The 23,783-nt window shown below is 44.4% G+C and carries 25 protein-coding genes; 16 read left to right on the forward strand and 9 right to left on the reverse strand.

Going from position 1 to position 23,783, the window contains the following annotated elements:
• Nucleotides 1-290: 290 nt before the first annotated feature.
• The 3 genes from ABDW02_RS02350 to ABDW02_RS02360 all read left to right on the forward strand — a co-directional run bounded on the left by ABDW02_RS02350 (nt 291) and on the right by ABDW02_RS02360 (nt 1,896).
• Complete coding sequence (locus ABDW02_RS02350; protein WP_343631752.1) at nt 291-443, forward strand: lmo0937 family membrane protein; 153 nt, start codon at nt 291-293, stop codon at nt 441-443.
• A gap of 151 nt (nt 444-594) precedes the next feature.
• Complete coding sequence (locus ABDW02_RS02355) at nt 595-1,167, forward strand: helix-turn-helix domain-containing protein (protein ID WP_343631753.1); 573 nt, start codon at nt 595-597, stop codon at nt 1,165-1,167.
• Nucleotides 1,168-1,347: 180 nt separating this feature from the next.
• Complete coding sequence (locus tag ABDW02_RS02360; RefSeq protein ID WP_343631754.1) at nt 1,348-1,896, forward strand: helix-turn-helix domain-containing protein; 549 nt, start codon at nt 1,348-1,350, stop codon at nt 1,894-1,896.
• 61 nt (nt 1,897-1,957) lie between these two features.
• Here the strand turns inward: ABDW02_RS02360 and ABDW02_RS02365 are convergent, their stop codons facing one another.
• Entirely contained in the window at nt 1,958-2,302 is a 345-nt protein-coding gene (locus ABDW02_RS02365; protein ID WP_343631755.1) for a hypothetical protein, read from the reverse strand.
• Nucleotides 2,303-2,308: 6 nt separating this feature from the next.
• Nucleotides 2,309-3,817, reverse strand: a complete 1,509-nt coding sequence (locus ABDW02_RS02370) for an FAD-dependent oxidoreductase (RefSeq protein WP_343631756.1) — start codon at nt 3,815-3,817, stop codon at nt 2,309-2,311.
• Nucleotides 3,818-4,048: 231 nt separating this feature from the next.
• Between ABDW02_RS02370 and ABDW02_RS02375 the strand changes: the two genes are divergently transcribed.
• The 4 genes from ABDW02_RS02375 (at nt 4,049) to ABDW02_RS02390 (ending at nt 6,689) form a co-directional block, all read left to right on the forward strand.
• Entirely contained in the window at nt 4,049-4,579 is a 531-nt protein-coding gene (locus tag ABDW02_RS02375; RefSeq protein ID WP_343631757.1) for a ferritin-like domain-containing protein, read from the forward strand.
• A 104-nt stretch (nt 4,580-4,683) separates the two neighbouring features.
• The gene (locus ABDW02_RS02380; protein ID WP_343631758.1) at nt 4,684-4,836 is read left to right on the forward strand and encodes a hypothetical protein; all 153 of its coding nucleotides are present in this window, start codon (nt 4,684-4,686) and stop codon (nt 4,834-4,836) included.
• 4 nt (nt 4,837-4,840) lie between these two features.
• Nucleotides 4,841-5,362: a hypothetical protein gene (locus ABDW02_RS02385; RefSeq protein WP_343631759.1), complete on the forward strand. Its 522-nt coding sequence runs from the start codon at nt 4,841-4,843 to the stop codon at nt 5,360-5,362.
• Nucleotides 5,363-5,465: 103 nt separating this feature from the next.
• Nucleotides 5,466-6,689 (forward strand): DUF763 domain-containing protein, encoded by a 1,224-nt coding sequence (locus tag ABDW02_RS02390; protein ID WP_343631760.1) that lies wholly within the window; start codon nt 5,466-5,468, stop codon nt 6,687-6,689.
• A 2-nt stretch (nt 6,690-6,691) separates the two neighbouring features.
• On the opposite strand, the gene ABDW02_RS02395 is transcribed toward ABDW02_RS02390, so the two are convergent.
• Nucleotides 6,692-6,841, reverse strand: coding sequence for a hypothetical protein (locus ABDW02_RS02395; protein WP_343631761.1), 150 nt, complete (start codon nt 6,839-6,841; stop codon nt 6,692-6,694).
• 240 nt (nt 6,842-7,081) lie between these two features.
• Here ABDW02_RS02395 and ABDW02_RS02400 point away from each other — a divergent pair, with 240 nt between their 5' ends.
• The 5 genes from ABDW02_RS02400 to ABDW02_RS02420 all read left to right on the forward strand — a co-directional run bounded on the left by ABDW02_RS02400 (nt 7,082) and on the right by ABDW02_RS02420 (nt 10,371).
• Nucleotides 7,082-7,204 carry a GxxExxY protein gene (locus ABDW02_RS02400; protein ID WP_343634246.1) on the forward strand — a complete coding sequence of 41 codons (123 nt, stop codon included), beginning with the start codon at nt 7,082-7,084 and terminating at the stop codon, nt 7,202-7,204.
• A 49-nt stretch (nt 7,205-7,253) separates the two neighbouring features.
• A complete protein-coding gene (locus ABDW02_RS02405; RefSeq protein ID WP_343631762.1) occupies nt 7,254-7,979 on the forward strand; it encodes a DUF72 domain-containing protein in 726 nt (241 codons plus the stop codon).
• 269 nt (nt 7,980-8,248) lie between these two features.
• Nucleotides 8,249-9,250 (forward strand): SDR family oxidoreductase, encoded by a 1,002-nt coding sequence (locus ABDW02_RS02410; RefSeq protein WP_343631763.1) that lies wholly within the window; start codon nt 8,249-8,251, stop codon nt 9,248-9,250.
• Nucleotides 9,251-9,305: 55 nt separating this feature from the next.
• On the forward strand, nt 9,306-9,971 hold the full coding sequence (locus ABDW02_RS02415) for a DUF6766 family protein (protein ID WP_343631764.1): 666 nt from the start codon (nt 9,306-9,308) through the stop codon (nt 9,969-9,971).
• Between the two features lie 166 nt (nt 9,972-10,137).
• On the forward strand, nt 10,138-10,371 hold the full coding sequence (locus ABDW02_RS02420) for a YtxH domain-containing protein (RefSeq protein WP_343631765.1): 234 nt from the start codon (nt 10,138-10,140) through the stop codon (nt 10,369-10,371).
• Nucleotides 10,372-10,397: 26 nt separating this feature from the next.
• Here ABDW02_RS02420 and ABDW02_RS02425 read toward each other — a convergent pair whose 3' ends face one another.
• From ABDW02_RS02425 to ABDW02_RS02435, 3 genes are read right to left on the reverse strand one after another with little or no spacing between them, the layout of a single operon-like run.
• On the reverse strand, nt 10,398-10,877 hold the full coding sequence (locus tag ABDW02_RS02425; protein WP_343631766.1) for a nicotinamide-nucleotide amidohydrolase family protein: 480 nt from the start codon (nt 10,875-10,877) through the stop codon (nt 10,398-10,400).
• Nucleotides 10,874-13,222 carry a glycosyltransferase gene (locus tag ABDW02_RS02430; RefSeq protein ID WP_343631767.1) on the reverse strand — a complete coding sequence of 783 codons (2,349 nt, stop codon included), beginning with the start codon at nt 13,220-13,222 and terminating at the stop codon, nt 10,874-10,876. The genes ABDW02_RS02425 and ABDW02_RS02430 overlap by 4 nt, the downstream gene beginning before the upstream one ends.
• On the reverse strand, nt 13,206-14,255 hold the full coding sequence (locus tag ABDW02_RS02435) for a pesticidal protein Cry7Aa (RefSeq protein WP_343631768.1): 1,050 nt from the start codon (nt 14,253-14,255) through the stop codon (nt 13,206-13,208). The genes ABDW02_RS02430 and ABDW02_RS02435 overlap by 17 nt, the downstream gene beginning before the upstream one ends.
• Nucleotides 14,256-14,452: 197 nt before the next feature.
• On the opposite strand from ABDW02_RS02435, the gene ABDW02_RS02440 reads away from it, so the two are divergent.
• From ABDW02_RS02440 to ABDW02_RS02455, 4 genes are all read left to right on the forward strand, one after another.
• A complete protein-coding gene (locus ABDW02_RS02440; protein ID WP_343631769.1) occupies nt 14,453-15,310 on the forward strand; it encodes an AraC family transcriptional regulator in 858 nt (285 codons plus the stop codon).
• A gap of 79 nt (nt 15,311-15,389) precedes the next feature.
• Entirely contained in the window at nt 15,390-15,611 is a 222-nt protein-coding gene (locus ABDW02_RS02445; RefSeq protein WP_343631770.1) for a hypothetical protein, read from the forward strand.
• A gap of 20 nt (nt 15,612-15,631) precedes the next feature.
• Nucleotides 15,632-16,228: a short chain dehydrogenase gene (locus ABDW02_RS02450; RefSeq protein WP_343631771.1), complete on the forward strand. Its 597-nt coding sequence runs from the start codon at nt 15,632-15,634 to the stop codon at nt 16,226-16,228.
• 201 nt (nt 16,229-16,429) lie between these two features.
• Nucleotides 16,430-17,887, forward strand: a complete 1,458-nt coding sequence (locus tag ABDW02_RS02455; protein WP_343631772.1) for a T9SS type A sorting domain-containing protein — start codon at nt 16,430-16,432, stop codon at nt 17,885-17,887.
• Nucleotides 17,888-17,937: 50 nt separating this feature from the next.
• On the opposite strand, the gene ABDW02_RS02460 is transcribed toward ABDW02_RS02455, so the two are convergent.
• The 3 genes from ABDW02_RS02460 to ABDW02_RS02470 form a co-directional block, all read right to left on the reverse strand.
• Nucleotides 17,938-21,090, reverse strand: coding sequence for an efflux RND transporter permease subunit (locus ABDW02_RS02460; RefSeq protein ID WP_343631773.1), 3,153 nt, complete (start codon nt 21,088-21,090; stop codon nt 17,938-17,940).
• A gap of 116 nt (nt 21,091-21,206) precedes the next feature.
• Nucleotides 21,207-22,319 (reverse strand): efflux RND transporter periplasmic adaptor subunit, encoded by a 1,113-nt coding sequence (locus tag ABDW02_RS02465; RefSeq protein ID WP_343631774.1) that lies wholly within the window; start codon nt 22,317-22,319, stop codon nt 21,207-21,209.
• A gap of 113 nt (nt 22,320-22,432) precedes the next feature.
• Nucleotides 22,433-23,782 carry a TolC family protein gene (locus tag ABDW02_RS02470; RefSeq protein ID WP_343631775.1) on the reverse strand — a complete coding sequence of 450 codons (1,350 nt, stop codon included), beginning with the start codon at nt 23,780-23,782 and terminating at the stop codon, nt 22,433-22,435.
• Nucleotide 23,783: the final 1 nt, after the last annotated feature.

A 23,783-nucleotide genomic window follows, 5' to 3' on the forward strand; every position in this document is an offset into this window, starting at 1 on the left:
TTCCAAAATATATGTAAGCGGGATGGTTAATAATGTAAACTATCCGTTTTTTACACCTCTATCTTTGATTCAGAAGACATGAAAATTAGATTTTGAAAGTAGGTAAAACCCTATGTGGTAAATCGAGTGGTTAGGTGAAAGGGGCGCAAGCCCCTTTTAAAAATCACATTACCCGGGGCAGCAAGAATGAATTAGTAGAAATGGGTTAATTATTTTCCTTTTCCATAGTATAAATTTTTAAGTGAAACCTGGATCCTGAAAAGCTTGGAATCCTCATTAAAAAGAAGATTATGAGAGTAGCAATAAGTACGTTATCCATTTTGGTTGCCATGGGATGGGCAATCGGATACTTTAAGTTTGAGGCAGGGGCTTCCATTCATTTAACACTCGTTGTTGCAGTGCTTGCGCTAATTATGCAGTGGCTTCCGAGTAGTAAACCCTAGTAGAAAAAGGTTGACAAACACGACGGAATTCTTAAAAATGAATTGTTTATAACTGATTCGCTATCAATTGTTAAATAGTTTGCAGAGGCGTTGGGAATAGTTTACCTTTGAAATTATACACAACTTCGCTTTGAGAATTTACGTAAAATTCATGGTTGGCAGTCGCTGCTATGAAAAGATAGGAAAAGAACTGGCTAGGATGGGAATGATTCCGGAAGTGAGTCAGGGTGTAATAGATTTCCATGAAGAACCGGACGGAATGCAGCTTCTCCAGTTGAAAGAAGTTCTTTGGGACATGGGCTATGAGTTTGTTGATGATCTGAACAGTAAAAAGCTGGATGAAGTTTCCGGGTTGATTAAAAAGTTAATTTACAGGCATCCGGAAATACCGGTAAGCGGTTACCCGGAATACCTCGAAGAGCTGGAACTTCTGGATCAGGAAATGATCCTGCTGTTTTCACAGGTCCACGGAATGGATTTGGTTCAGTACGGAGCCATACAACAGATGGAACGCATCAAGGAAATGCTGCTGTATGAGGATTGGAAATTAAAGGAGATTGCTGAATTATTTCAATTCAAAAATAAAGGACAGTTGAAAAGAACCTTTGAAAGAATTACCGGATTAACACCGAAATTCTATAAAGACATTCGGAAAAAACGTTTAAAGATCCGTGAAGAAAACGGGTTTGGCGAAAATATAAGTGCGATTAAGGAGAAAAATTGAAAGGAACAATGCACACCTTGTAAAACAAAAAGAACTATAATACATTGAACATTGGGTAAAGACGATTCGGTAACTCTGAATTTTGGTGAGCCTTACACAAAAAAGCATGTGAAAGAAAACAATTAGGGAGACTTGACTTATTTCCGGCTAACACATTTATCAATTAAAACTCCTTTTGATTTGAGACTATATATAAAATACATGGTCAGCGCCCGTTGCAAAATGGTGGTGCAGACCGAATTGGAAAAATTAGGGTTCCAATGCGCTACAGTGGAACTCGGAATTATTGAAACCCTTACTGATCTTACAACAGAAGATTTGGCACAATTGAGGGAAAACCTGTCCAGGGTTGGACTAGAACTCCTGGAAGACAAAAAAAGATTGCTGGTTGTCCAGATGAAAGATGCGATCATTGAATTGATCTATCATTCGGAAGAAATTCCAAACATCAATTACTCCGAATACCTCAGTGAAAAACTGGGACATGATTATACCTATTTGTCGGGTATCTTTTCGGAGGCAAAGGGAATTACCGTGCAGCAATTCATTATTATGAAAAAAACAGAACGTCTGAAGGAGCTACTGGCAAACACTGATATGAGCCTTGCAGACATTGCTTATAAGCTGAATTACAGCAGCGTGGCGCATCTTTCCAATCAATTCAAGAAGAATACGGGACTCAGTCCTTCTACATACAGGGAAATGATGATGGAAAGCAGAGTTAGCTAACAAATGATTTTTTAGAACACCTATTACCCGAAAGTCGGTATGAATTCTTGTATCGACTTTCTTACTTACCAAAAGTATAGATCAGCAAAAAGATAAAACCCGCAACTGCCAGCAATCCATGAACAATCGCCAGGCCTTTCGGTAAAGATTTGCCGGTCATATCACGCGCGAAAAGCACGATCCCACCCAAAGCAGTAATGGCGAAAAGCACCACGATTTGAACCGTATCAGCACCGTTTTTGATCATGTCCACAATCAACAGTACAAGTGCCGTGGCAGCCAGTAAACCATGAATAATTGCCAGGCCTTTCGGTACCGGTTTCTTTTGTAAAACACACATTAACAGATAAAGTCCGATCATTGCTGCCGAAGCAAACAACGCGATCGCTGTGTAAATCAATTCCATATTCTTTTATTTGTCAGAGATTTTCTTACCCGGAAGTGCTTTCGTTGCAGGACCTTCAATGACTTTCCCGTCGATGTCGAAACGGCTTCCATGACAAGGGCAATCCCACGATTTTTCAGACTGGTTCCAGTTAACGATACATTTCATATGCGTGCAGACCGCCGAAACAATGTGCACCTGGTGATTCTCGTCTTTGTACACAGCCAGTTTTTCATTGTCCGGTGAAATGACTTTTCCTTCACCGGGTTGTATCTCACTCAGTAATTCGTCATCGACATTCCAGGGCAGGTCTTTCAGGTATTGAATCATGACGTCGGTATTTTCTGCGATGAAGTTTTTTGCAGAACGAACAGGGGTAAAGCGCCCGGCCTTGTAAATGTCTTCCCAGGGATTTGTTTTCCCCAGAATTTGGTCCGATATAATCATCGCTGCCAGTGTTCCGTATACCAATCCGTCGGAAGCGAAACCGGTCATAAAATAAACAAAATCGCCGTGTTTCCCGATATAAGGCAGGTGATCCGCCGGACGGTATTGTTGTCCGCCCCACACATAGCTGATTTTATTGATGCGAACACGCCCCGTTAAATACTTCTCAAGTTCGGAAACATATTGTTGTGAGTCCTGGTGCTGGCCGGTCTTAAACTTATCACCGATAACCATTACATAGTTTTGTCCGTTACCGCTAAAAGATCTTACGGAATGTTTCGGATCATCGAGTCCCCAGAAAATTCCGCCAGGGAAAGAAGCGTCATCGACCAAAGCTGCAACGCCGAATTCCCGGTACGGGGCCAGCAATGTCTGTATCATAAAGGTGCCGATCGGCGTGTGCGTAGCCAACAGGATGTGGTTGGCTTTTAACTGTCCGTTTTCAGTTTTCAGCATTCCGTTCTTTTCATCCAGTTCAATAACCCGGCTATTCTCGAAGATGTGGCATGTTTCGGTAACCACCCTGGCCAGTTGCTGAACGTATTTCAAGGGATGGAATTGCGCCTGGTTTTCGATTTGCAATGCTTTTACCGTTTTATAAGGCAAACCTGCATCTTCCAGGATTTGAGGCCTTAATCCGGCTTCCTGCATGGCATCGAACTCTTCTTTTATAAAGGATTCGATTTCTTTTGTGAGGGTTTCGGCGAAAAGCGTAAAAGGTTGCCGTTGAAAATCACAATGGATGTTGTACTTCCGGATGTTCTCTTCAATCAGGTTAATGGCTGCATTTCGGGAATTCACGACTTCTTTCATGACATGTGAATTCCATTTTTTCCGGAGTACGGATAAATGATCATCTACTGTTGCATACAGGTTCCCCGTTGAATTCCCGGTCGTTCCCAACCCGATTTCCCGCGCTTCCAGCAGAACGACCTTTCTTCCGGCCCGGCTAAGAAGTAAAGCAGCTGTTAATCCGGTAATTCCGCCCCCGACAATTGCGATGTCGGTTTCTTGTTCTCCTTCAAAAACAGGAAATTTCGCAGTTTCTTCTGCGGTATCTTCCCAAAGTGATTTTGTCTGTAAATCCATCGCTCCAAATTTTCTTCAACACACTCTAATTTAAGGAATACAAAACCGGGAATTTTTTGATTTTTCATTTTTTTAACTCATTCAGGGTGAATTTTTTTCATCTCTGTTTCCCCGCTTATTCAATCTTCACAATAGTATGAATTATACAAATAGACAGTAAGATTTTGTAATAGCTTTTGCCTGGCAGGGCCGTAATTTTCGGTAAGAATTAACATATCAAATAAATAAATTATGGCAACAAAAGCATCAAACCAAAACGGATCAAGAGAGTCCGGATTAAAGGAATTATTCATTGATGAATTGAAGGATATTTACTGGGCTGAGAAAGCGTTGGTAAAAGCACTTCCAAAAATGGCGAAAAAAGCAACCAGCAGCGAGTTGGTGGCAGCTATTGAAGATCATCTTGCAGTTACAGAAACACATGTAGAGCGATTGGAACAGGTTTTTGAAGTGATCGGTGAAAAAGCGGCTACCAAAAAATGTGAGGCTATGGACGGATTGATTACGGAAGCCGAAGAACTCATGAAGGAAATTGAAGACGGTGTTGTACGCGATGCTGCTATTATTTCTGCAGCACAGAAAGTAGAACATTATGAAATAGCGAGTTACGGAACGCTGGTTTCTTTCGCAAATACATTGGGTGAGTCTGATGCAGCAGAATTGCTGGAGCAAACTCTGAATGAAGAGAAAGAAGCGGATCAGACCCTGACAGAAATTGCGGAGTCTTCCATCAATATTGATGCAGCAGAAGGAGAAGAATAATTTTTACGTGTGGTGGTGGGTGAGAAATGCCGGAGGCAAAGCAAAACTTCCTCCGGCATACTCCGGAGTTACCCAGGGCAAGAATCGCTATTCACTAAACGATGATGAAAATAACTATATGTTTCCTGGCGCTTCTCGTAATCGGAGAATGGGGCGTTGTATTTTTTAAGTACAATCAGGGTGGCTATTTTCACCTGGCACTTGCACTGGCATTATTTGCGTTAATCAATCAATTGCTTGCCAACCGTAAAATGTGAGATTATGAATGAGTTAGTTAGTGGATTAGTACACGAATTGGTAAAAGTTATGAAAGCAGAAAAAGAGAAATTAAAAGAAGGCACCGATACAGGTGGTTTTTCTAAACTGGCGACCGCATTTGTAACAGGAGCGGCGGCAGGTTTGGCAGTTGGAGTATTGATTTCCTCGGATAAAAAAGGAGGATTGAAAGAGAAGGTGAAAGGCCTGATCAATGATTTCAGCTCGGACGACGAGAACGAGGACTCTGAAGAAAACGAAGGTTCTAACGAAAGATCCGGTAATTCAGGATCAGGCGGAAACAGCAATTCAGGCTCTTCAGGAGGCAAGGGGACCAACGATTCCAGCCAGTCTTCGAAAGAAAGCAGCAGCTCTGGTTCAGGGTCGGCCAGCGGAAGTTCCAATTCGGGTTCAGGCGGTAGCGGAAGCTCTAATTCGGGTTCGGGCAGCGGTAGTTCCAATTCAGGCAGCGGCGGTTCCGGTTCCGGATTGAAAAACAGCGGAGATTCGACTACCGGTAAAAAATAAGATTTAACGAAAAAAGGCAGCTGACAACTGCCTTTTTTTATAGGAATGGTTTTTTAACAATCGGATTACCGGGGTGTTGCCCCGACTTCCGTAACTTTGTAGTATGCCCAAACTTTATTTCGATTCCAGGCGTTATGCCGATCTTCCGTTGCATTACGGAAAAGTTCCGCCCTGGTTGGCGGAGCGCATGCGTTTATTGGGCGGAGCGATTGTGGAAGCAATTGCCCAGGAGTACGGGAAATCGGCCATTCTGAGCCGTTTGAGCGATCCGTTCTGGTTCCAGGCTTTCGGGGCTGTTCTCGGGATGGACTGGCATTCTTCGGGGATTACCACTTCTGTGATGGGGGCATTGAAAGGTGCGGTGAATTACCGCTCCAACGAGTTGGGTATTTACATCGCAGGCGGAAAAGGAAAACACTCACGGGAAACACCGGCAGAATTGCTTCGCTTTTCAAACAGAACAGGTCTTGACGGCAATGAACTGGTACGCTCCAGCAGGCTTACGGCAAAGGTAGACAACAACGCGATCCAGGATGGTTTCCAGATCTACATGCACAATTTTGTGGTAACCAGCGAAGGCGAATGGACGGTTATACAGCAGGGAATGGACGATGCGACCGGAATGGCGCGCCGCTATCACTGGCACTCGGAAACGGTTCAGTCATTCATCGAAACACCACACAGCTTCATTTACGGGAAGAACCAAGGAGAAATCCTCAATCTGACAGATAAGGAAGCTGCTTCGGCAAAAACCGGTATCCTGGAATTGGTTGCAGAGAAACCTTCGGTTATTATCCCGGAAGTACAGCGGTTGATACTGCCGGCACACCACGAACTAAAAGCAGAAGACGTAAACCTCAAAAGATTGGGAAGTGTATTGGCGGTGGCGCATGATAAAGGATTGCGTGATTTCGAATCGCTGCTTTTACTGGAAGGTGTTGGCCCGCGGACCGTTCAATCATTGGCTCTGGTGAGTGAGATCATTTACGGAACTCCTTCCAGGTTTACAGATCCGGGCCGTTTTTCTTTTGCACATGGTGGTAAGGACGGACATCCGTTCCCGGTTCCGACGAAGGTCTACGACGATACGATCCAACAGCTTCAAACGGCGGTTGAAAAAGCAAAAATCGGTCAAACAGATAAAAACCAGGCTATTAAGAACCTGCATGTGGTTGCACAGATCGTTGAGCAGCAATTTATTCCGGATGAAGACTTGTTTGATAAGGCTATTGCTAAAGAACGTGCAGAATCCTATCGCTATGGCGGCAGAACCGTGATGGGAAAAGCTCAGCCGCCCAAAGATGACGGACAGCTGAGTTTGTTCTAATGTTATGATTTGGAGCTTTCGCGCCCCGGACTATTAATCGGAAGGCCTTTTTTAGGTTCGCGACGGTCTGTTTTTTTAGCCGTTTCCTTCATTCCTTCCGGGTTGGGTTGCTGGACGTTTTCGTCCCGGTTTTTTTTCGTTTCCTGTGCCATAATACTTGTGTTTGATGAATATTCGGCCCAAATGGAAGTGTATCCTAAAGATACGTTATTCGATCGGCGATAAAAAATGGTTCGTGTTGTAATTTGTTAATGGGTTAGTCCACAGAGGGGCACGGAAGAACACGGAAGTTATTAAATAATATAATGAATTAAACTTGAAATGCAACTGGTTCATTTATATGGTTTTAACTTTCTTGCATAGAGCTTTAAGTATGAAAGAAAATGAAACATATGAAATCCGTTCCGCCATTCATCTCTTATCTAAAATTAACCGGATTGCAAGTTGGAATATTAGTGAATTTTAATACAGATTACCTCAAAGGAAACATATTCCGCAAGATAAACACCCATTGAAAGCATCTGTGTTCCTTGCCCGTCCGTGGTAAATTAAATTTGAATTAAAATGAATAAAGAGTTATACATCGGTTGTTCGGGATATTACTACCCGGCATGGAAGAACAAATTCTATCCGGAAGGTTTGAAACCCAAAGATTGGCTGGAATATTTCAGCAGTGTATTCAATACGGTTGAACTAAACGGTACGTTCTACCGCACACCTAAATTGGCAGACCTTCAAAAATATTATGATAAAACTCCGGCTGATTTCAAGTTCTCGGTAAAAATGAGTAAACAGGTTACGCACATTCTGAAACTGAAGGAATCCAGCGCCTTGATAAACGAATTCCAGGATCTTGTGCGCGAAGGCTTAAAAGAAAAGTGTATGCATTTCCTCTTCCAGCTTCCGCCGTCTTTTCATTATTCGGAGGAAAACCTGGACCGGGTATTGACTATGATTCCCCACCGTCCTGAAAATGTAATTGAATTCCGCCATATTTCCTGGTGGAACGACATTGTGAGGGAAAAACTCACCGAAACGGGAATTACTTTCTGCAATGTGGATTTCCCGGGACTGGAAACATTTTTCATGCACACCAACGAACACTTTTACCTGAGATTGCATGGAAATCCTGTTCTGTTTAAATCAGCCTATTCAACGGAAGACCTGGAAGAGTTCTACCGGGCAATTCCCGAAACGGCCTTGCACAAATGCATTTATTTCAACAATACCTATTATGAAGCAGGGTATGAAAACGGCATGCAATTGCAGCAAATAGCGGCCCGGCGTTAGAAATATTTTCTCGTAACGGAGAATGCCCGCCAAACTTAACAATCCTAAAATTTATGTAAATCCTTCTGAAAGATTTGTAATCAAATGCCTTTCAACCGGGCTTATTTTTGATAAAAGACTTAAGGTGTTTTGAAATTCTGGCACGATGAGAATTTTATTTAAGTGGTCCATATGTGGTAGTGTGGTTTAAGTGTTAAGAGGGGGAGCTTGAAGTGAAGGTTAAGCTCTCCCTTTTTTCTTTGGTGGAAAAAAAATCAAAATCGAAAGTGATGAGTGAAGAAAAAGGAATGAACCGGCGCAAAGCGCTGGGAAGTATGGGGGCGGTTTTGGCAGTTGCAGCTATTTCACCGGCTTTTGCAGCAGAAAATAAACAAGATGAATTTGATTCCAAACCATTGGAAGATCCGACGAAAAAATATCCGAAACCTCCTTTCAAGAAGCAGTCACAGCCCTGGCCGGGACTTGCGGGCAAGATGGAACCCCGTCCGGATCACGGTGAAACCAGCTACAAAGGTTCAGGCCGGTTAAAGGGACGTAAAGCCTTAATTACGGGTGGAGATTCCGGGATGGGAAGAGCTGCGGCTATTGCCTATGCGAGAGAAGGTGCTGACGTGGCGATTAATTACCTGCCGGATGAGGAAGCAGATGCGATCGAAGTCATCAAGCTCATTAAAGCAGAGGGAAGAGTTGCCGTAGCACTTCCGGGTGACTTACGGAATGAAGACTTTTGCCGGAAATTGGTTGCAGATGCGGTGTCGGCACTCGGTGGATTGGATATTTTGGTGAATAATGCAGCCCGGCAGCAAACAAGAGCATCGATCCTGGATATTTCTTCAGAAGACTTCGATGCGACCATGAAGACGAATATTTATGCTCCTTTTTGGCTGATAAAAGCAGCATTGCCCCATTTGAAGCCGGGTTCTGCAATTATAGGCACTTCTTCCGTCCAGGCTTACGATCCTTCGGAGGACCTGGTTGATTACGCACAAACAAAAGCGGCAACAACCAGCTATATCAAATCCCTGGCAAAACAATTGGGACCAAAAGGAATCCGTGTGAACGGAGTAGCTCCGGGACCTATCTGGACACCTTTGCAGGTCAGTGGAGGTGCTACACAGGAAAAGTTGCAGCAATTCGGTGGCAAAACACCCCTGGGAAGGCCCGGACAACCGGCAGAACTTGCTTCGATCTACGTGCAGCTGGCAGCAGACGATTCCAGCTACGCTACGGGTCAAGTGTATGGCTCGAGCGGGGGAGAAGGAAATCCTTAAATGAGGTAGAAGTTCATTTTCGGTAGAGATTTAATGGATACATATAGGTATTGAGATGAAAAAGAAAATCGGTTTTTGGAAACGGAACGCACTTTCCATTGTTTTCCTGGTGTTGATGGTCTTTTCATTGACAGGACAAATCTATACCGGCTGGAATGACCACAATGATTTTCTGAAGTCTTATGGTAAGCCCGAGCTTGATATGAGCGCATACCTGGCCAGCGGGCATTTCTTACAGGCAACTTTTGAGAATTGGGAAAGTGAATTCTTCCAGATGGCTTTATTTGTCATCCTGACCATTTACCTGAAACAGGAGGGTTCATCCGAATCGCGGCCCATGGAAGATCCACCGCGGGACAAAGACGGGGAATGCATTCCGTTGGAAGATTCTCCCGGCCCGGTAAAGAAAGGAGGTTTTGCTTTGAAGCTTTATAAACATTCTCTTTCTATCGTTTTAACCCTTTTATTCCTGCTTTCCTTCGGGTTGCACTGGTACGGAAGTTTCCTGGATTACAACGAGCAGCAACTATTGGATGGTTTGCCTCCGACGACGGCGATTGCGTATCTGGGGCACTCCAAATTCTGGTTCGAGTCGTTCCAGAACTGGCAAAGCGAATTCCTCTCCATTTTTGCGATCATTTTCCTGTCTATTTACCTGCGGGAGGCCGGATCTTCCCAGTCGAAAAAGGTAAATGCCCCGCATGCAGAAACAGGGGAATAGTGGAATTTGTGTAAGAAATGACGCCATTTCTGTAACGATTTTTTGGTTTTAAAAACGCATCTTTAAGTGAATAGAACACAGTATTTATTTTAAAAAATGACCTGGGAGTGCGACATTGAAATTAGCAGGGCATCTTTTAAAATTCATCATCAATAAATCGATCGACATGAAATCAGTAGCAAGTAAAGTGAAAACAGATGGAGGTGCATCTGTTTCGAGAGTAGTAGGAACATTGGCTGCAGGAGCAGCGGTAGGGTTTGCAGCGGGAATTTTAGTAGCCCCGTTAAAAGGAAAGAAGATCCGTGAAAAATTGGCCGGGGAGGTAAAAGATTTGACCGACAGGCTGAAAAATAAAGCAAAAGATGTGGTATCAACGGCATCAACGGACATCACAGAATAAAACACAGGGGCTTAAATTTTAAGCCCCTATTTTTTGATTAATTTTAAAATCAACCCGTAAAGTTCGATGACCGCTTTTTTCTTGATCTCCAAAGGAGTTCCGTGAAATACTTTTCGAAAATCGTACGTTCTTCCCTGGTAGCGGATTGCATAAAATACGGTGCCGACAGGTTTTTCCTTGGTTTCGCTTCCGTCTGATGAAGCAAGCCCGGTTATTGCTGCATAAACATCTCCTGCTATCCGTTCGGACAGGTTTTCGGCCATTTGCCGGGTCACTTCCGCTGATTCACAGGTAAAGCTTCGAATGGTTGCCTGTTTCACTTGTAATAGCTGTATCTTAGCCTTAGGTGTATAACATACAATAGAAGCAAGCAACACATCCGAAACACCGATGCAGGAAGAAAGTTTCGCTGCTGCAAGACCGCAGGTCATACTTTCTGCCAAAGCAAGCGTTAATCCTTCTTTTTGCATTTGCTGAATAAGTGCATTTGCTTTCTTCCGGATCATGACTGACTTATTTCCTGAGATACGATATAAAGTTTTCCAGCTTTTGCATTTCTGGCTTTATGCTGCTTTTCAACCGTCAACCTGGCAAGGAGGTAACTGATGGTTGACTCTGCGCCCTGGTTCAAATTGATGTGATCGCGTTCAAGTCCGTCGTAACAACCACCGGTTCCCGGATTGTAAATGATGCGTGACAAATGATTATTCCCCAGGAACCAGCTGAATGCCTGTTCTGATTTTTCCAGGTAATCGTCCAGTCCAAAGACCTCGTAAAAATAGTCAAGCGCCAATATCGTGTAAGCAACATCGATGGGTTGTTCCCCGAACTCTTCCGGTTTCTGACCTTTGTGCAGCCAGCCTTTATTGGAAATCACTTTGATTCCCGTTTTACTGAAAGTAACGGATAACAGGAAGTCAAAGGATTGTTTGGCAATCATTTTATAGAATTGATCACCTGTTTCCTTCCAGGCATACAACAAAGATTCCGGCAAAACGCTGTTTGCGTAAGTCAGGTAACTTTCAAACCACGGCCAGTTCTCTTCCGATTCGTGGCGGTAAATTTGAATCAACCGGTCGGCTAATAAACGAATATGTGACGTAATCAACGGATTCTTTTCCTGCTGGTTGCTGAGGTGCAAACCTTTAATGGTAAAGGCAATTGCACGCGGAGAATGCATGTGTTCGATATTACTGAGCGCTTTTTCAAAAATAGATTTGGCCAACACTCCGAAAGGTTCCGGAAGCATGTGCTGCTTTGAAATTAAGTATCCCAATGCCCACATCGCACGTCCATTTGAATCTGCCAGGTTGGTTTCGTAATTGGAGTCTGAGAACAATTGATCCTGGTCCACGTAGTTCAGGAAACTACCGTCGGGCTGCTGACAGTAAGCAATAAACTTCAGGTAAGTCTGCATAGCTACCAAGCTGGCTCCGTCGAGTGTGGATTCGTAATACATGCATCTGGCAATCATAGCCCGTGCGTTATCGTCCAGCGTATAGCCCGATTCGCGGTCAGGCTGATTGATCTTCGAGAACTGGATCATCCCGAAACGGTCGGTTAACCTGCTGAAATGCGCCAGGTTAATTTCCGGCAGGGCATAATGAAGTTCCATTTTCTCGGATGTCAGCTTTTGGAACAGCCTTGCATGCGCAATGGAAGAGTTTTCCCATGCTGTCGGGGCCATGCGTTCCAATCCGTTGGAAGTAAATGTTGCTCGCAATGTTTCATCTTCCAGTAAGCGCTCAACGGCACCTGCCAGTTGTTCTGGGTTGTTGAAATCAACAATGATCCCGCTGTCGTTATTGAGAAATTCTTTTGCGTGCGGAATAGGAGTTGAGATGATCGGACATCCGCAACTCATGGCATAAGAGAATGTTCCGCTGACACTTTGGTTCGGATCGCGGGAAGTAAACAGGTAAATATCTGTCAATTGCAGGTATTCCAATAGTTCTTTCAGTGAAAGGTATTTATTTACAAAAATCACGTGTTCTTCGAGCTGGAGATTTTTAATCTTTGCTTTTAAAGATTCCCGGTAGGCTTCTCCTTCCGAAGCGATTACCCCGGGATGTGTTTTCCCGATAATTAAGAAAACTACGTCCGGATCCTGATCGATAATCCGTGGAAGTGCTTCCAGGGTGGTTTCAATTCCCTTCCCGGAACTCAATAACCCGAAAGTTGAAAGTATTTTTTTTCCTTTTAAACCGAATTTCTGTTTCAATTGGTGTTTGTCCAGGTGAGGCACCAGGTGCGTTCCGTGCGGAATGACCGTGATTTTACCGGATGGAATCGCGTAATCATTTTTCAAGATATCCGCTGCATGGTTCGTCATCACGATGATTGAACCGGATAACAACCCGATATTGCGGACATGTGCTTTTCGTTTACTGTCCGGATCCGGAAGTACGGTATGGAATACAGTCGCAACCGGTTTTTCCAGTGCCTGGATAAATTTCAGAAAAGTATGTTCGTCATCCATGCGGAAAAGCCCGAATTCATGCTGGATCAAAACTAAGCTGATGCGGTTGTCCGCATTTATTTTAGCAGCTAATAAAGCATATTCGGCCGGGATATCTGTGTGAAGTGTATGCGTTACTTCTTTCGGGTATTGATGATCGTTAAACCCGGATTCAAGCGCGCAAACCTGCAACTCGAACGATCCGTCAAATTGTTGGTTCAACGCCGTCAGCAAATCCTGGGAATAGGTGGCGATGCCGCATTCTCTCGGAGGATAAGAGGAAATCAGCAGAACAACCGGTACTTCCAGCTTTGAAAGTTTGATGTCCGTTTCCGGGAAATGGTTCAGGAATAGCGGTTGAGCGAATCGACTGTTGTTAACTGGATACTTCATTTTTAATTGTGTTTAGTTTGAGTTCTGAAATGAGCTCTGTCAGGCTCAGGGATGCATAAGCAATCTGTCTGTCAGCAGCGCCATAATAGATGTATAATGTATCGCCGAATAATGCTGTTCCGCAGGGGAAACAAACATTGTCGACTTCCCCGTGTAATTCCCAGTCGTGTTCCGGTTCAAACAAGGGGTATGGTAAGCGTGCAAGTTCTTTTCGCGGTTCGTGAAAATCCAGCAAGGCTGCACAGGCCGAATAGATATTTCCTTCTGCGGTGCATTTCACTCCGTGATAAATGAGGAGCCAGCCTGCCTCCGTTTCGATCGGGGGAGCGCCGGAACCGATATAACTGATTTCGTGATCGTATTTGGGGAAAAGAACGGTGTGTTCATTCAAACGTGAAACATAGTCTTCCCAAAATTCAGGAGTGAGATCACTGAGTTCGTCAATAGCGACTAACTGAATGTCGGGTTTTATCCGGTGAAGGAAATAAAGCTTCCCGTTGATACGCTGTGGAAAGAAGAGTACATCTTTGTCCCAGACCAGGTTATTCCGGTTCGTTTCCGGAATAAAAGGGTTCGAATGGCAATATCCCAGGTAGCGGTCTTCGATGTCCCAGCCTCCTTTGATCAATGTTTCGAACTCGGTGTAAGAGAATCGGGGAACGATCACTCCCTGTTTCTCAAAAGTTTTCAGGTCACGGGAAGTTGCCAGTGCTCCCAGGGCATTTACTCCGTCGAAAGCAGTATAGGTCAAATAATAAACCTCATCGATGCGGCAAATCCGCGGATCTTCTACTCCCAGTGATTCATAGTCAAATTCAGGACGTATAACCGGTTCATTATCCCGTTGTACAATTTGATGCGGGCCATCCAGTTTGCAGTAACCGATCGTGGAACGGTTTCCCGGTTTTACCGCACGGTAAAAAAGATGCACGGTACTTCCTTCGCGCAATACACCCGGATTGAAAACTCCATGACTTTCAAAATCATAAGCAGTCCGCTCCAATAGTACACCTTCTTTAGTAACTTGAATCATAGTTGTGCGTCTCTGTAATTAACATGGAAACAGGAGATTGCAAAGTTCAGTGAGGAATGCCGCACATCTGTTATAAAAAATCCCGCCGGATTTACATAATCATCACATTTCACATATATTGGGAAATGCGATATTCCAGTGCAAAAAAGGAAGGTTTTAAGGTTTCCTGTTATATTTGAGCCATTGGAGAAATAATCATGAAAGAAATTCCGGTCAGGCAGATTACGGAGCGTATTCCGCAGGCAGACAGAAGGTTTAGTATCAGAACTCTTGAAACGATACTGGGAGGAAAACCTACGAACGATGATCTTCACCGTCATAATTATTTCTTTATGCTGATTATTAAAACCGGTTTGGGGGAACATGCCATTGATTTTGTGGATTATCCGGTAAGAGATCGATCGGTGTTTATTCTCCGGCCCGGGCAGCTTCATCAGCTCCGGCTGGACAAAGATTGCACCGGATTTCTAATGCAATTCGATGCAAATTTTTACAGTCCTGAAAACGTAACAAGCAGGCAGCGATTCAGGAGAGTAACCGCTAAAACTTTTTGTTCGCCTGAGCAAGTCCGCTTTGAACGGCTTTACACCATCTTGGAAAACATCTACCGGGAGTTTGCGAACAAGGAAGCTGGTTTTTTTGATGCTATTCAAGCAAACCTGGATATTTTTTTCATTGAATCGATGCGGCAAAGTGAAAATCCAGATCAAAAGCCGAATACGGAAATGTCTTATGACCAGGAACGTCTTGAAGAGTTTATGGAACTGCTTGAAAAACATGTAGCAAGTCACAAGTCGGTTACCGAATATGCGGAAATGCTTGGGGTTTCGGTATTTCAATTAAACAAGATCACCAAAAACAGCGTCGGGAAAACAGTTTCCGAATTGATCGGTGAACAATTGATACTGGAATCCAAGCGGATTCTTTTGGGAACCTCCAACCAGGTAAAAGACATTGCTTATTCCCTCGGATTTGAAGATGTTTCCTACTTTATCCGCTTTTTTAAAAAGGGGACAGGGTCTTCACCCGAGGTATTCCGAACGAATTTTAAATAAGTCCGGCTGAATTAAATAATTGTCCTACATACGGGGCTTGAGCGGGTTATACTTTTGTCATCAATCAAATACATGAGATATGAAGACAAAAGCACGATTACTCGCAGCATTAAAAATATGGATAGTCATTTATCCATCCATTACTCTTTTTCTTTTCCTGTTCGGGAAACCACTTTCGGATTTTCCCCTGTATCAGCGAACCTTCCTGTTGACCATTATACTTGTTCCATGGGTTGTATTTGCAGGGGTTCCTGCAGTGGATATGCTGATGCGTAAAGTTTCATCGAAAAAGGACCAGTAAGTATTTATTAAAAAATCGATATGAAACTAGTAATGGTAGGTGCATCAGGCACCATGGGAACTTTTTTAAGTCAGGCATTTGAGCAGGAACATGAACTTATCCGGGTAGGTTCCAAAAGCGGGGATATCCTGGTAGATATTACATCCACGGAATCGATTGAGCATATGTTTAAGCAGGTCGGATCGTTCGATGCACTTATTTCCACGGCAGGGCCAACACATGTAGGGCCCTGGAATACGCTGAATGACCGAACCTTCAGGAAAGGTGTGGAAGGCAAAATGATGGGCCAGATCAACCTGGTTTTAATCGGCCAGCATTACATCAATCCGAAAGGTTCGTTTACCCTGATCACGGGAGCCTTGTCGCACGATCCGCAGCTGAATTTCGCCAATGCTTCTGCAGCCAACGGGGCAGTAGAAGGTTTTGTGAGAGCCGCAGCCATTGAATTGGGTAACGGAATACGGATCAATGCCGTGAGTCCTACGGTCATTGAGGATTCACCGCAATACTTTCCTTATTTTCCGGGAGATATTCCGGTAACGATGAAACAATTGGAATATGGTTTCCGGAAGAGTGTTTTTGGTGCGGGTACCGGACAGATTATCAAGCCTTATTAATCCTGAATGAAATAGCCACCCGAATTACTGTCGTGGCTATTTCCGTGTTTCCGATCACAGATTGAATGGATCGCAATTAGCTTTTTTTTTCGCTTACCAACTGAAAGTGATTTTCAGACGTTTTGCATGAAGTCGGCAGAATTCCGTATGTTTGAAAAAACACCAGAATCTGCTGTTTTAATCATTATTCCATTGAAAGCTATGAAGAAACTTTTACCAGTAATCAGCATCATTTGCAGTTTTACCTTTCCATCCTTTGCACAGAGTGTGATCTGGAATACGCCTGTTCCGGTTGCATCGGGAACAACTTACAGCAATATTTATCCGCGTATTGCACTGACTACCGGAGATAATCCGCAGGTAACCTGGGGAAATGGCGGGCCGGATAAAATCTATTCTTCCCGTTGGAACGGATCGGGATTTACATCTCCGATTGCAATTAATCCTGCGGGGACCATTCCGTACCTTGCAACCTGGACCGGGGCTGAAGTAGCAGCATCGGGAGACACCGTTTTTGTGGTTTTCAGTACAGATCCAACCGCAGGGGAGGCTCATGTGTATACCGTGCGCTCGCTGGATGGCGGTGTGACTTTCCAGGATACGGTAAGAGCCGACCAGATTGGAACCGATGTTCCGCGTTTTCCTTCAGTTGCTGTTGGCATGAACGGAAATCCGGTGGTTAATTTCATGCGTTTCAATGCTTCCATGACTGATCCGGAATATGCGATTGCGCGTTCTGTAACCGGCGGGGCATCTTATCTGACACCGATTAATCCAACGGCATCTGTTACCGGTTTTGTATGTGATTGCTGTCCGGCTTCTGTGGTAACTTCAGGAAACCGGCATGTATTGCTGTTTCGCAATGACGATAACAATATCCGGGAAATGTGGGGATGTTATTCCACAGACGGAAGCGCCAGTTTTACGGCTGCTTCAGAAGTAGACCAAACAAACTGGCTGGTAAACTCCTGTCCGTCGAGCGGGCCTTCCGGGGTTATTTCCGGTGATTCGCTGATCACCACATGGATGAGTGCGGGTGATGTGTATATCAGTTCCGCGAGTCTTTCAAACCAACAAATCGGTGTGCACCGGCAATTATTCCCGATTGGTGTGGGAGTTCAGAATTTCCCGGTTATAGCCGGAAAAGGAGATACGCTTGCAGTTGTGTGGCAGGGAATGAACGGATCTTACACAGACGTTTTCTTTACTTATTCTGTGACAGGAACAGCTGGGTTGGGTGTGAATATCGATACGTTGACACAAAGCACATCCGGGGCTCAAAGCCGCCCGGACATCCAGTTTTCGAACGGAAAATTCCACATCGTTTACAGCGATAACATGGGAAATAATGTGATGTACCTGCAAGGAGCTATTGATCCCGCTTCTTTAGCTGTCAAACAATCCGAATTAACTGAACCTGTCCAGATCTTTGCTGCACAGGCAGACGGAAAAACAACGCTGAAAGTTAAGTCTGAATGGGATACGGAAGCTTCAATTCAATTGATCAATGCTGCCGGCCAGCAAGTTTCATCAGGTAATCAGCAGATCGTTAAAGGAATTTCTGTGATTTCCGTTCCTGAAGGAATTCAAAAGGGAATTTATTACGTGGTACTGGAAACGAAAGAAGGGAGGATTTATAAGCAGAAAGTGATATTGTAAAAAAAAACGCCCCGATGATAGACTCGGGGCGTTCCTTTTGGTTATTGGTGTTAATTGTGATCGTACTCGTGCCCTAGTGCGACCACATCAACTTCTTTCAACAGGGCCTTCGCCTTCTTGTTTGAAATTTCGCGTTTGAAAATATCGAAGATTAAATACACGCATGGTACCACGATCAGCGTCAGCAACATGGAACTGATCAAACCACCGATCAGTACCCAGGCCAATCCTGCTTTCCATTCGGCTCCTGCACCGTGTGCAAAGGCAATCGGCATCATACCGAATACCATGGCTAGTGTTGTCATCAGGATCGGACGTAAACGCGCCTGGCCGGCAATGATCAATGCTTCTATCGTATTGTGACCGTCTGCTTTTTTCTGGTTGGCAAAGTCTACGATCAAAATCGCGTTCTTCGCCACCAACCCGATCAGCATGATCATTCCCAGCATGGAGAAGATACTGATAGGTTCGGATGCCAATGCCAGTGCCAGTAGCGCCCCGATGATCGCCAACGGAATAGAGAACAAGACAACGAACGGATACACATACGAGTCGTAAAGCGCAACCATGATCAGGTACACGAAGATGATGGAGGCAAGGATCGCCAGCAATAGGTTTCCGAATGCTTCGGCCATGTTTTTCGCATCTCCTTCAAAGCTGTAAACCGTGTTTTTAGGAAGCGGATCTTTTTCGATGCGTTTCGCAAATTCGTCTGTTACCTGCTGACTGGATGTCCCCAATACCTGTGAAGTAACGGTGATTGAAGGAATACGGCTCATGCGTTCCAGTTTGGAAGGCCCGCTGGCTTTACCGATTTTTGCAAATTGGCTTAGTTTGATCTGCTGCCCTTTATCGTTGATGAAATAAACATCTTTCACGTCTTCGGTGTTTTTACGGTCAAAATCATCGTAATTCACCAAAATGTCGTAGTCTTTTCCATTTTCAGAATACTTGGAATTATCGTCTCCGTTGAAGGACATTTGCAGGGTAGAACCAACGGTGTTCATATTCAAGCCCAATTCAGCCATTTTGTCGCGGTCAATGTTTACCGTAATTTCCGGGTTCCCGGTTTCAACGGAAACTTTTACTTCGGCTGTACCCTTGATGGATTTCAGGGTTTCCAATACTTTGTTGGCAGCCACATAGTTCGAGTCCATGTTGTTTCCGGTCACTGCGATCTGGATCGGAGCGTCGTCCGCGCCTCCCATGATACCAACAGCTGCGGAGTTTACTTTCACATCCGGCAACATGGCTTCCAAATCCTTTTTCATCAATTGGGCAATGATCGCAGCGGATTGATCGCGCTTCTCCTTGTCGATGATTTTAACCGTCAGCTGCGCCTTGTTATTCGCATTGCTGGAAGAACCCATGTTCCCGCTGGCTGTTCCCACGCTGGTGAAGACATTCACTACGCGTTTGTCATTGAACAGGTAATCTTCCACACGCTGAACGGTTGCATTCGTTTGCTGGATCGTTGCATCCTGCGGAAGTTCCAAAGAAATCACGAACTCCCCGCGGTCACCCTGGCTCACGAATTCACCACCGATGTACGGGCCGAGCATCATCGGGATTAGAATGATTCCGAAGAAAGCTCCTAAGGTAATGTAACGTTTTCTGCGTAGTGCAACCGTCAAAGCACGGCCATAGGAAGTAGTAATGTTTTTCAGGATGCGCTCAAAAGTCATGACGATGCGTCCGCCCAACGTTTTGTTCGTCAAAACAGTTTCTTTCGCAAAGCGCGAAGCCAAAAGCGGTGTCAGGGTGAACGATACGAACAGCGACATCAAGGTGGAAATCACGATCACCAGTGAGAATTGGGAAAGTAAGTTGGAAATCAATCCACCGACCATGGTCAGCGGAAGGAATACCACGACATCCACCAGGGTAATCCCCATTGCGGTGAAACCGATTTCGTTACGGCCTTCCAAAGCTGCTTTCCGGCGTTCTTTCCCCATTTCCAGGTGACGGTAAATATTCTCAAGGACAACGATCGAGTCATCGACCAAAATACCTACTACCAGCGAGATCGCAAGTAAAGTCATCAGGTTCAGAGTGAATCCGAGCAGGTACATTGCAATGAAAACAGAGATCAGCGATGCCGGGATGGAAATCATGATGATAAATGCATTTCGCACACTGTGAAGGAATAACAACATCACCAGTGCAACGATGAAAATTGCCAGTCCAAGGTCGGTAACTACCGCGTCTGCTGCTGCAAGTGTAAAGTCGGAAGAGTCGGAAGCAATGTCGAATTTCAATCCGTCTGCTTTGTATTGTTCTTCCAGTCTTTTGAACTCTTCTTTTACCATTTTACTGATCTTCACCGCGTTTGCATCGGTTTGTTTCATGATCTGAAGTCCAAGCGAGTTGATCCCGTTGATCCGGTTATATGTTTTGATCTCTTTGGAAGCGTCTGTAATACTAGCCACTTCGTTCAGTCTTACCGGTGAATTCGTTTTCGGGTCGTTCAAAATCACCAGGTTGTTCAATTCATTCAGATCCTTATATTTTCCGCGCAAACGCACCAAAGCCTGTGTTCCGTCTCCTTTTACCTTACCGGTCGGCAATTCCAGGTTGGCGTTGCGGATGGCGTTGGTAACCTGCAGAATGGAAATTCCATAATTCTCACAAGCTTCGCGGTTCACCTGTACTTTAATCTCGCGTTCTTCACCACCAACCATGGTGATTTGCGCCATTCCTTCCATTTTAGCAAGGGTAGGAGAGATGTCGTCTTTTACCAGGGAATACAATTCTGTGGGAGGCATGTCGGCAGTTACACCCACACTCATGATCGGAGCTTCGTCGAAAGAGAATTTTCCAAGCGACGGAGAAAGCACTTCTTCGGGCAATGTAGAAAGCATTGCGTTGATCTTGCGCTGTGCTTCCTGCAAAGCTTTATCCGGGTCCATGTCATTTTTCAGCATCAGTACCACCATGGAAATTCCTTCCATGGATGTCGACTGCGTATAATCGAGGCCTTCCACGCCGGAGAGTGCATCTTCAATTTTTTTGGTTACCGAATTCTCTACTTCCGAAGGAGATGCTCCCGGGTACTGCGTTGTAACAGTTACTACAGGAATGGAGAATTTCGGCATCAGTTCGTAATTCAATTTGGAATAGCTGAGGATTCCAAGGAAACCCAGGACCGAGAAGATCACAACGATCAACGAGGGTCTCTTTATGGCTAATTCTGTAATAGACATATTTCTTAATTTTAGTTCTTTAAAAAACTGCGTATTAATTATCAATGAAGGAATTATGAATTATCAAGATTGAGCTATTCGGCTTGATAATTCTAACTATTCATAATTGATAATTATCACTTGATGATCTTCACTTTAGACCCGTTGTCGATGTTCAGCTGACCTGTTTTCACCACCTTCATTCCCGGTGTCAAACCGGAAACGATTTCGATCTTGTCATCGTCTACCGCACCGATTTCGATTTTAGTCAATTGTGCTTTACCATCTTTGATCACGAATACTTTCGGGTCTTTGATACTTCCTGCCAGACATTTCAGCGGAATGGTCAAAGCTTCTTTCGTACCACCGAAGGTAAACTTCACTTTCCCGGTCATTCCTGACTTCAAAGGTGTTTTTGCCGGGTTGATGAAGCGGATTTCCGTATCAAATTTCTTGGAACCATCAGCCTGTGGTGAAACAGATGCTACTTTTCCCGGAATGGAAATCGTGTTGTACAGATCCGGAACAATGTTTACCGATTGCCCTGCTTTTACGCGTACTACCTGTGCATCCAGCAATTTCACGCTCATTTTCAACGATTTGATATCCACGATGTCGGCGATAGCTGTTCCTGGTGCCAGGTAACTTCCTTTTTCTATCGCAACGTTGGAAACAACTCCTGAGATCGGAGAAACAATGGTTGTCAGTTTTAAGCTGTGCTGCAGGGTTTTCACTTTTGCGTCAGCCGTGTTTACTTCCATACGCTTATCTTCTACCTGCTGTTTGTTCACAGCTCCGCTTGTAACCATGCGTTCGTATTTCTCCAGGTCCAGTTTTGCTTTGTCCAGAGTTGTTTTCGCTAAAGCAAGGTCGATACGGATCTGCTCGTTGTCCAGTGTTGCGATCACTTTTCCGGCTGTTACATTGTCACCGTTCTCAATATTGAGTGTTCTCACGCGTCCGGAAGTTTCCGAAACGAAGCTCAATTGATGGTCGGGGATAAAATTTCCGTTCAGTTCGAAATCCTGGGAAACGGTTTCCATTTTCGGTTCGGCAACTGTTACCGGGAAAATGGTCATTTTTTTCTCGGTAATAGCAGCATTGGCGTCCATTTTCTTTTTGTTGCTTCCCAATTTGGCTACAATCACCACCAGGATCACAATCCCGATCAGGATAGGTAAAATGATGCGTCTGAATACTCCTTTCTTTTTTGGCTGTTGGCCGTTCGTTTTATGTTCTTGATTTTCCATGTCTTTCATTATTTATGATTTCAAATGTTTCAATATTCCCCATGTTCAAATTGAACTTTTTAAACCCTTTTGAACCTTCGAAGCTCGCAGAGCGAAGAAGATTTGAACTCTGATTAATTTAATGTTCTGATATTTCCTGTTGATTTGATCAGGTCAAGTTCGCCCAATTTCACCTGTACCAATGCTTTCAAATAGTTTGTCTGGGCCTCTCTCAGGGATGTTTCTGCATTCACCAGTTCGGTGATCGTTACAATTCCTCCGACAAACTGCGCCATCGTGATGTTATATACTTTTTGCGCCAGTTCAATGTTTTGCTGCTGGCTGATCAATGCTGCCTGATTGGCTTTTAAAGTATTGTTGGCGTTTTCGCGCTGCATTTTCAGTTTCTCTGTCAGGTATTCTTCTTCCAGTACCGATTCTTCCAGCTGGATTTTGGTTTGCTTCACGCGGGAGTTTTTAGCAAGCCCGTCGAAGATTGGAATGGACAGGTTCAAACCTACGTAAGAAGTCGGGAACCATTCTGCATTCTTACTGAACATGCGCAGGTCGTTTTGCATATTTTGCACCGAAGACTGGAAGCTCAGGGAAAGCGACGGCAAATAACCTGCCCGGATCTGCTGCAGTGTTACCGAATAAATTTCACGTTGTGCCTGGATCAGTTCCAAATCGGTCGTATACAAAGATTTGGTGTCAATGATTGCAGCCGGCTGTTCGTTCATATCAATGGAAGTCACCTCAATGGATGCGTCAAGCGGCATTCCCATATAATACTTCAGCAATAATAATTGTTGTTCATAATTGGTGGTGCTTGTGACCAATTCGGTTTGAAGATTGGTTTTATTAACCGTCAGTTTATCCAGGTCTAATTGCTTTGCTGCGTCGTTCTCAAATTGGATTTGAGTGATCTTGAATAAGGAATCGATCTGCGCCAGGTTTGATTCCACCAATTTACGTTGTGTAAATGAAATCTGGGTAGAATAATAAGCAGTTGCGATGTCATAAATCAACTGTTCTTCTGTCTTTTTAGCATTGATTTCTGAAACTTTGATGTTTTCTTTCGTCAATTTCATTCCATAGATCAGCGACTGATTGTAGATCACCTGTTTTGCGTCCACTCCGAGACTTGTATTGTACTTGGTACCGAATTGTACCGGTACTTGCGTTCCGGGCTGACCGATCAGTTCACCGGGTAAGATCGAAGTTTGCAGTTTCAGGTTGTCCTGGAACGAAATGGTACCATTCACCTGCGGCAAATATTCGGAACGTGTTTCCGCTCTCTTTTCATCTGCGCGCTCGATCTCTAATTTCGATTTCAGCACCCCTTTGTTCTTCGTCAGGCCATACTGAACGCATTGCTGCAGCGTCATCGGGCCCGATTGTGCCCTGGCAAAGCTCATGCTACCGGCCAAAAGGACAAGCAGCATCAGTAAGCTCAGGCGACGGTTGTGTGTGTTCTCCTTCATA

This window comes from Fluviicola sp. (assembly GCF_039596395.1).
Taxonomy (GTDB): Bacteria; Bacteroidota; Bacteroidia; order Flavobacteriales_D; family Crocinitomicaceae; genus Fluviicola.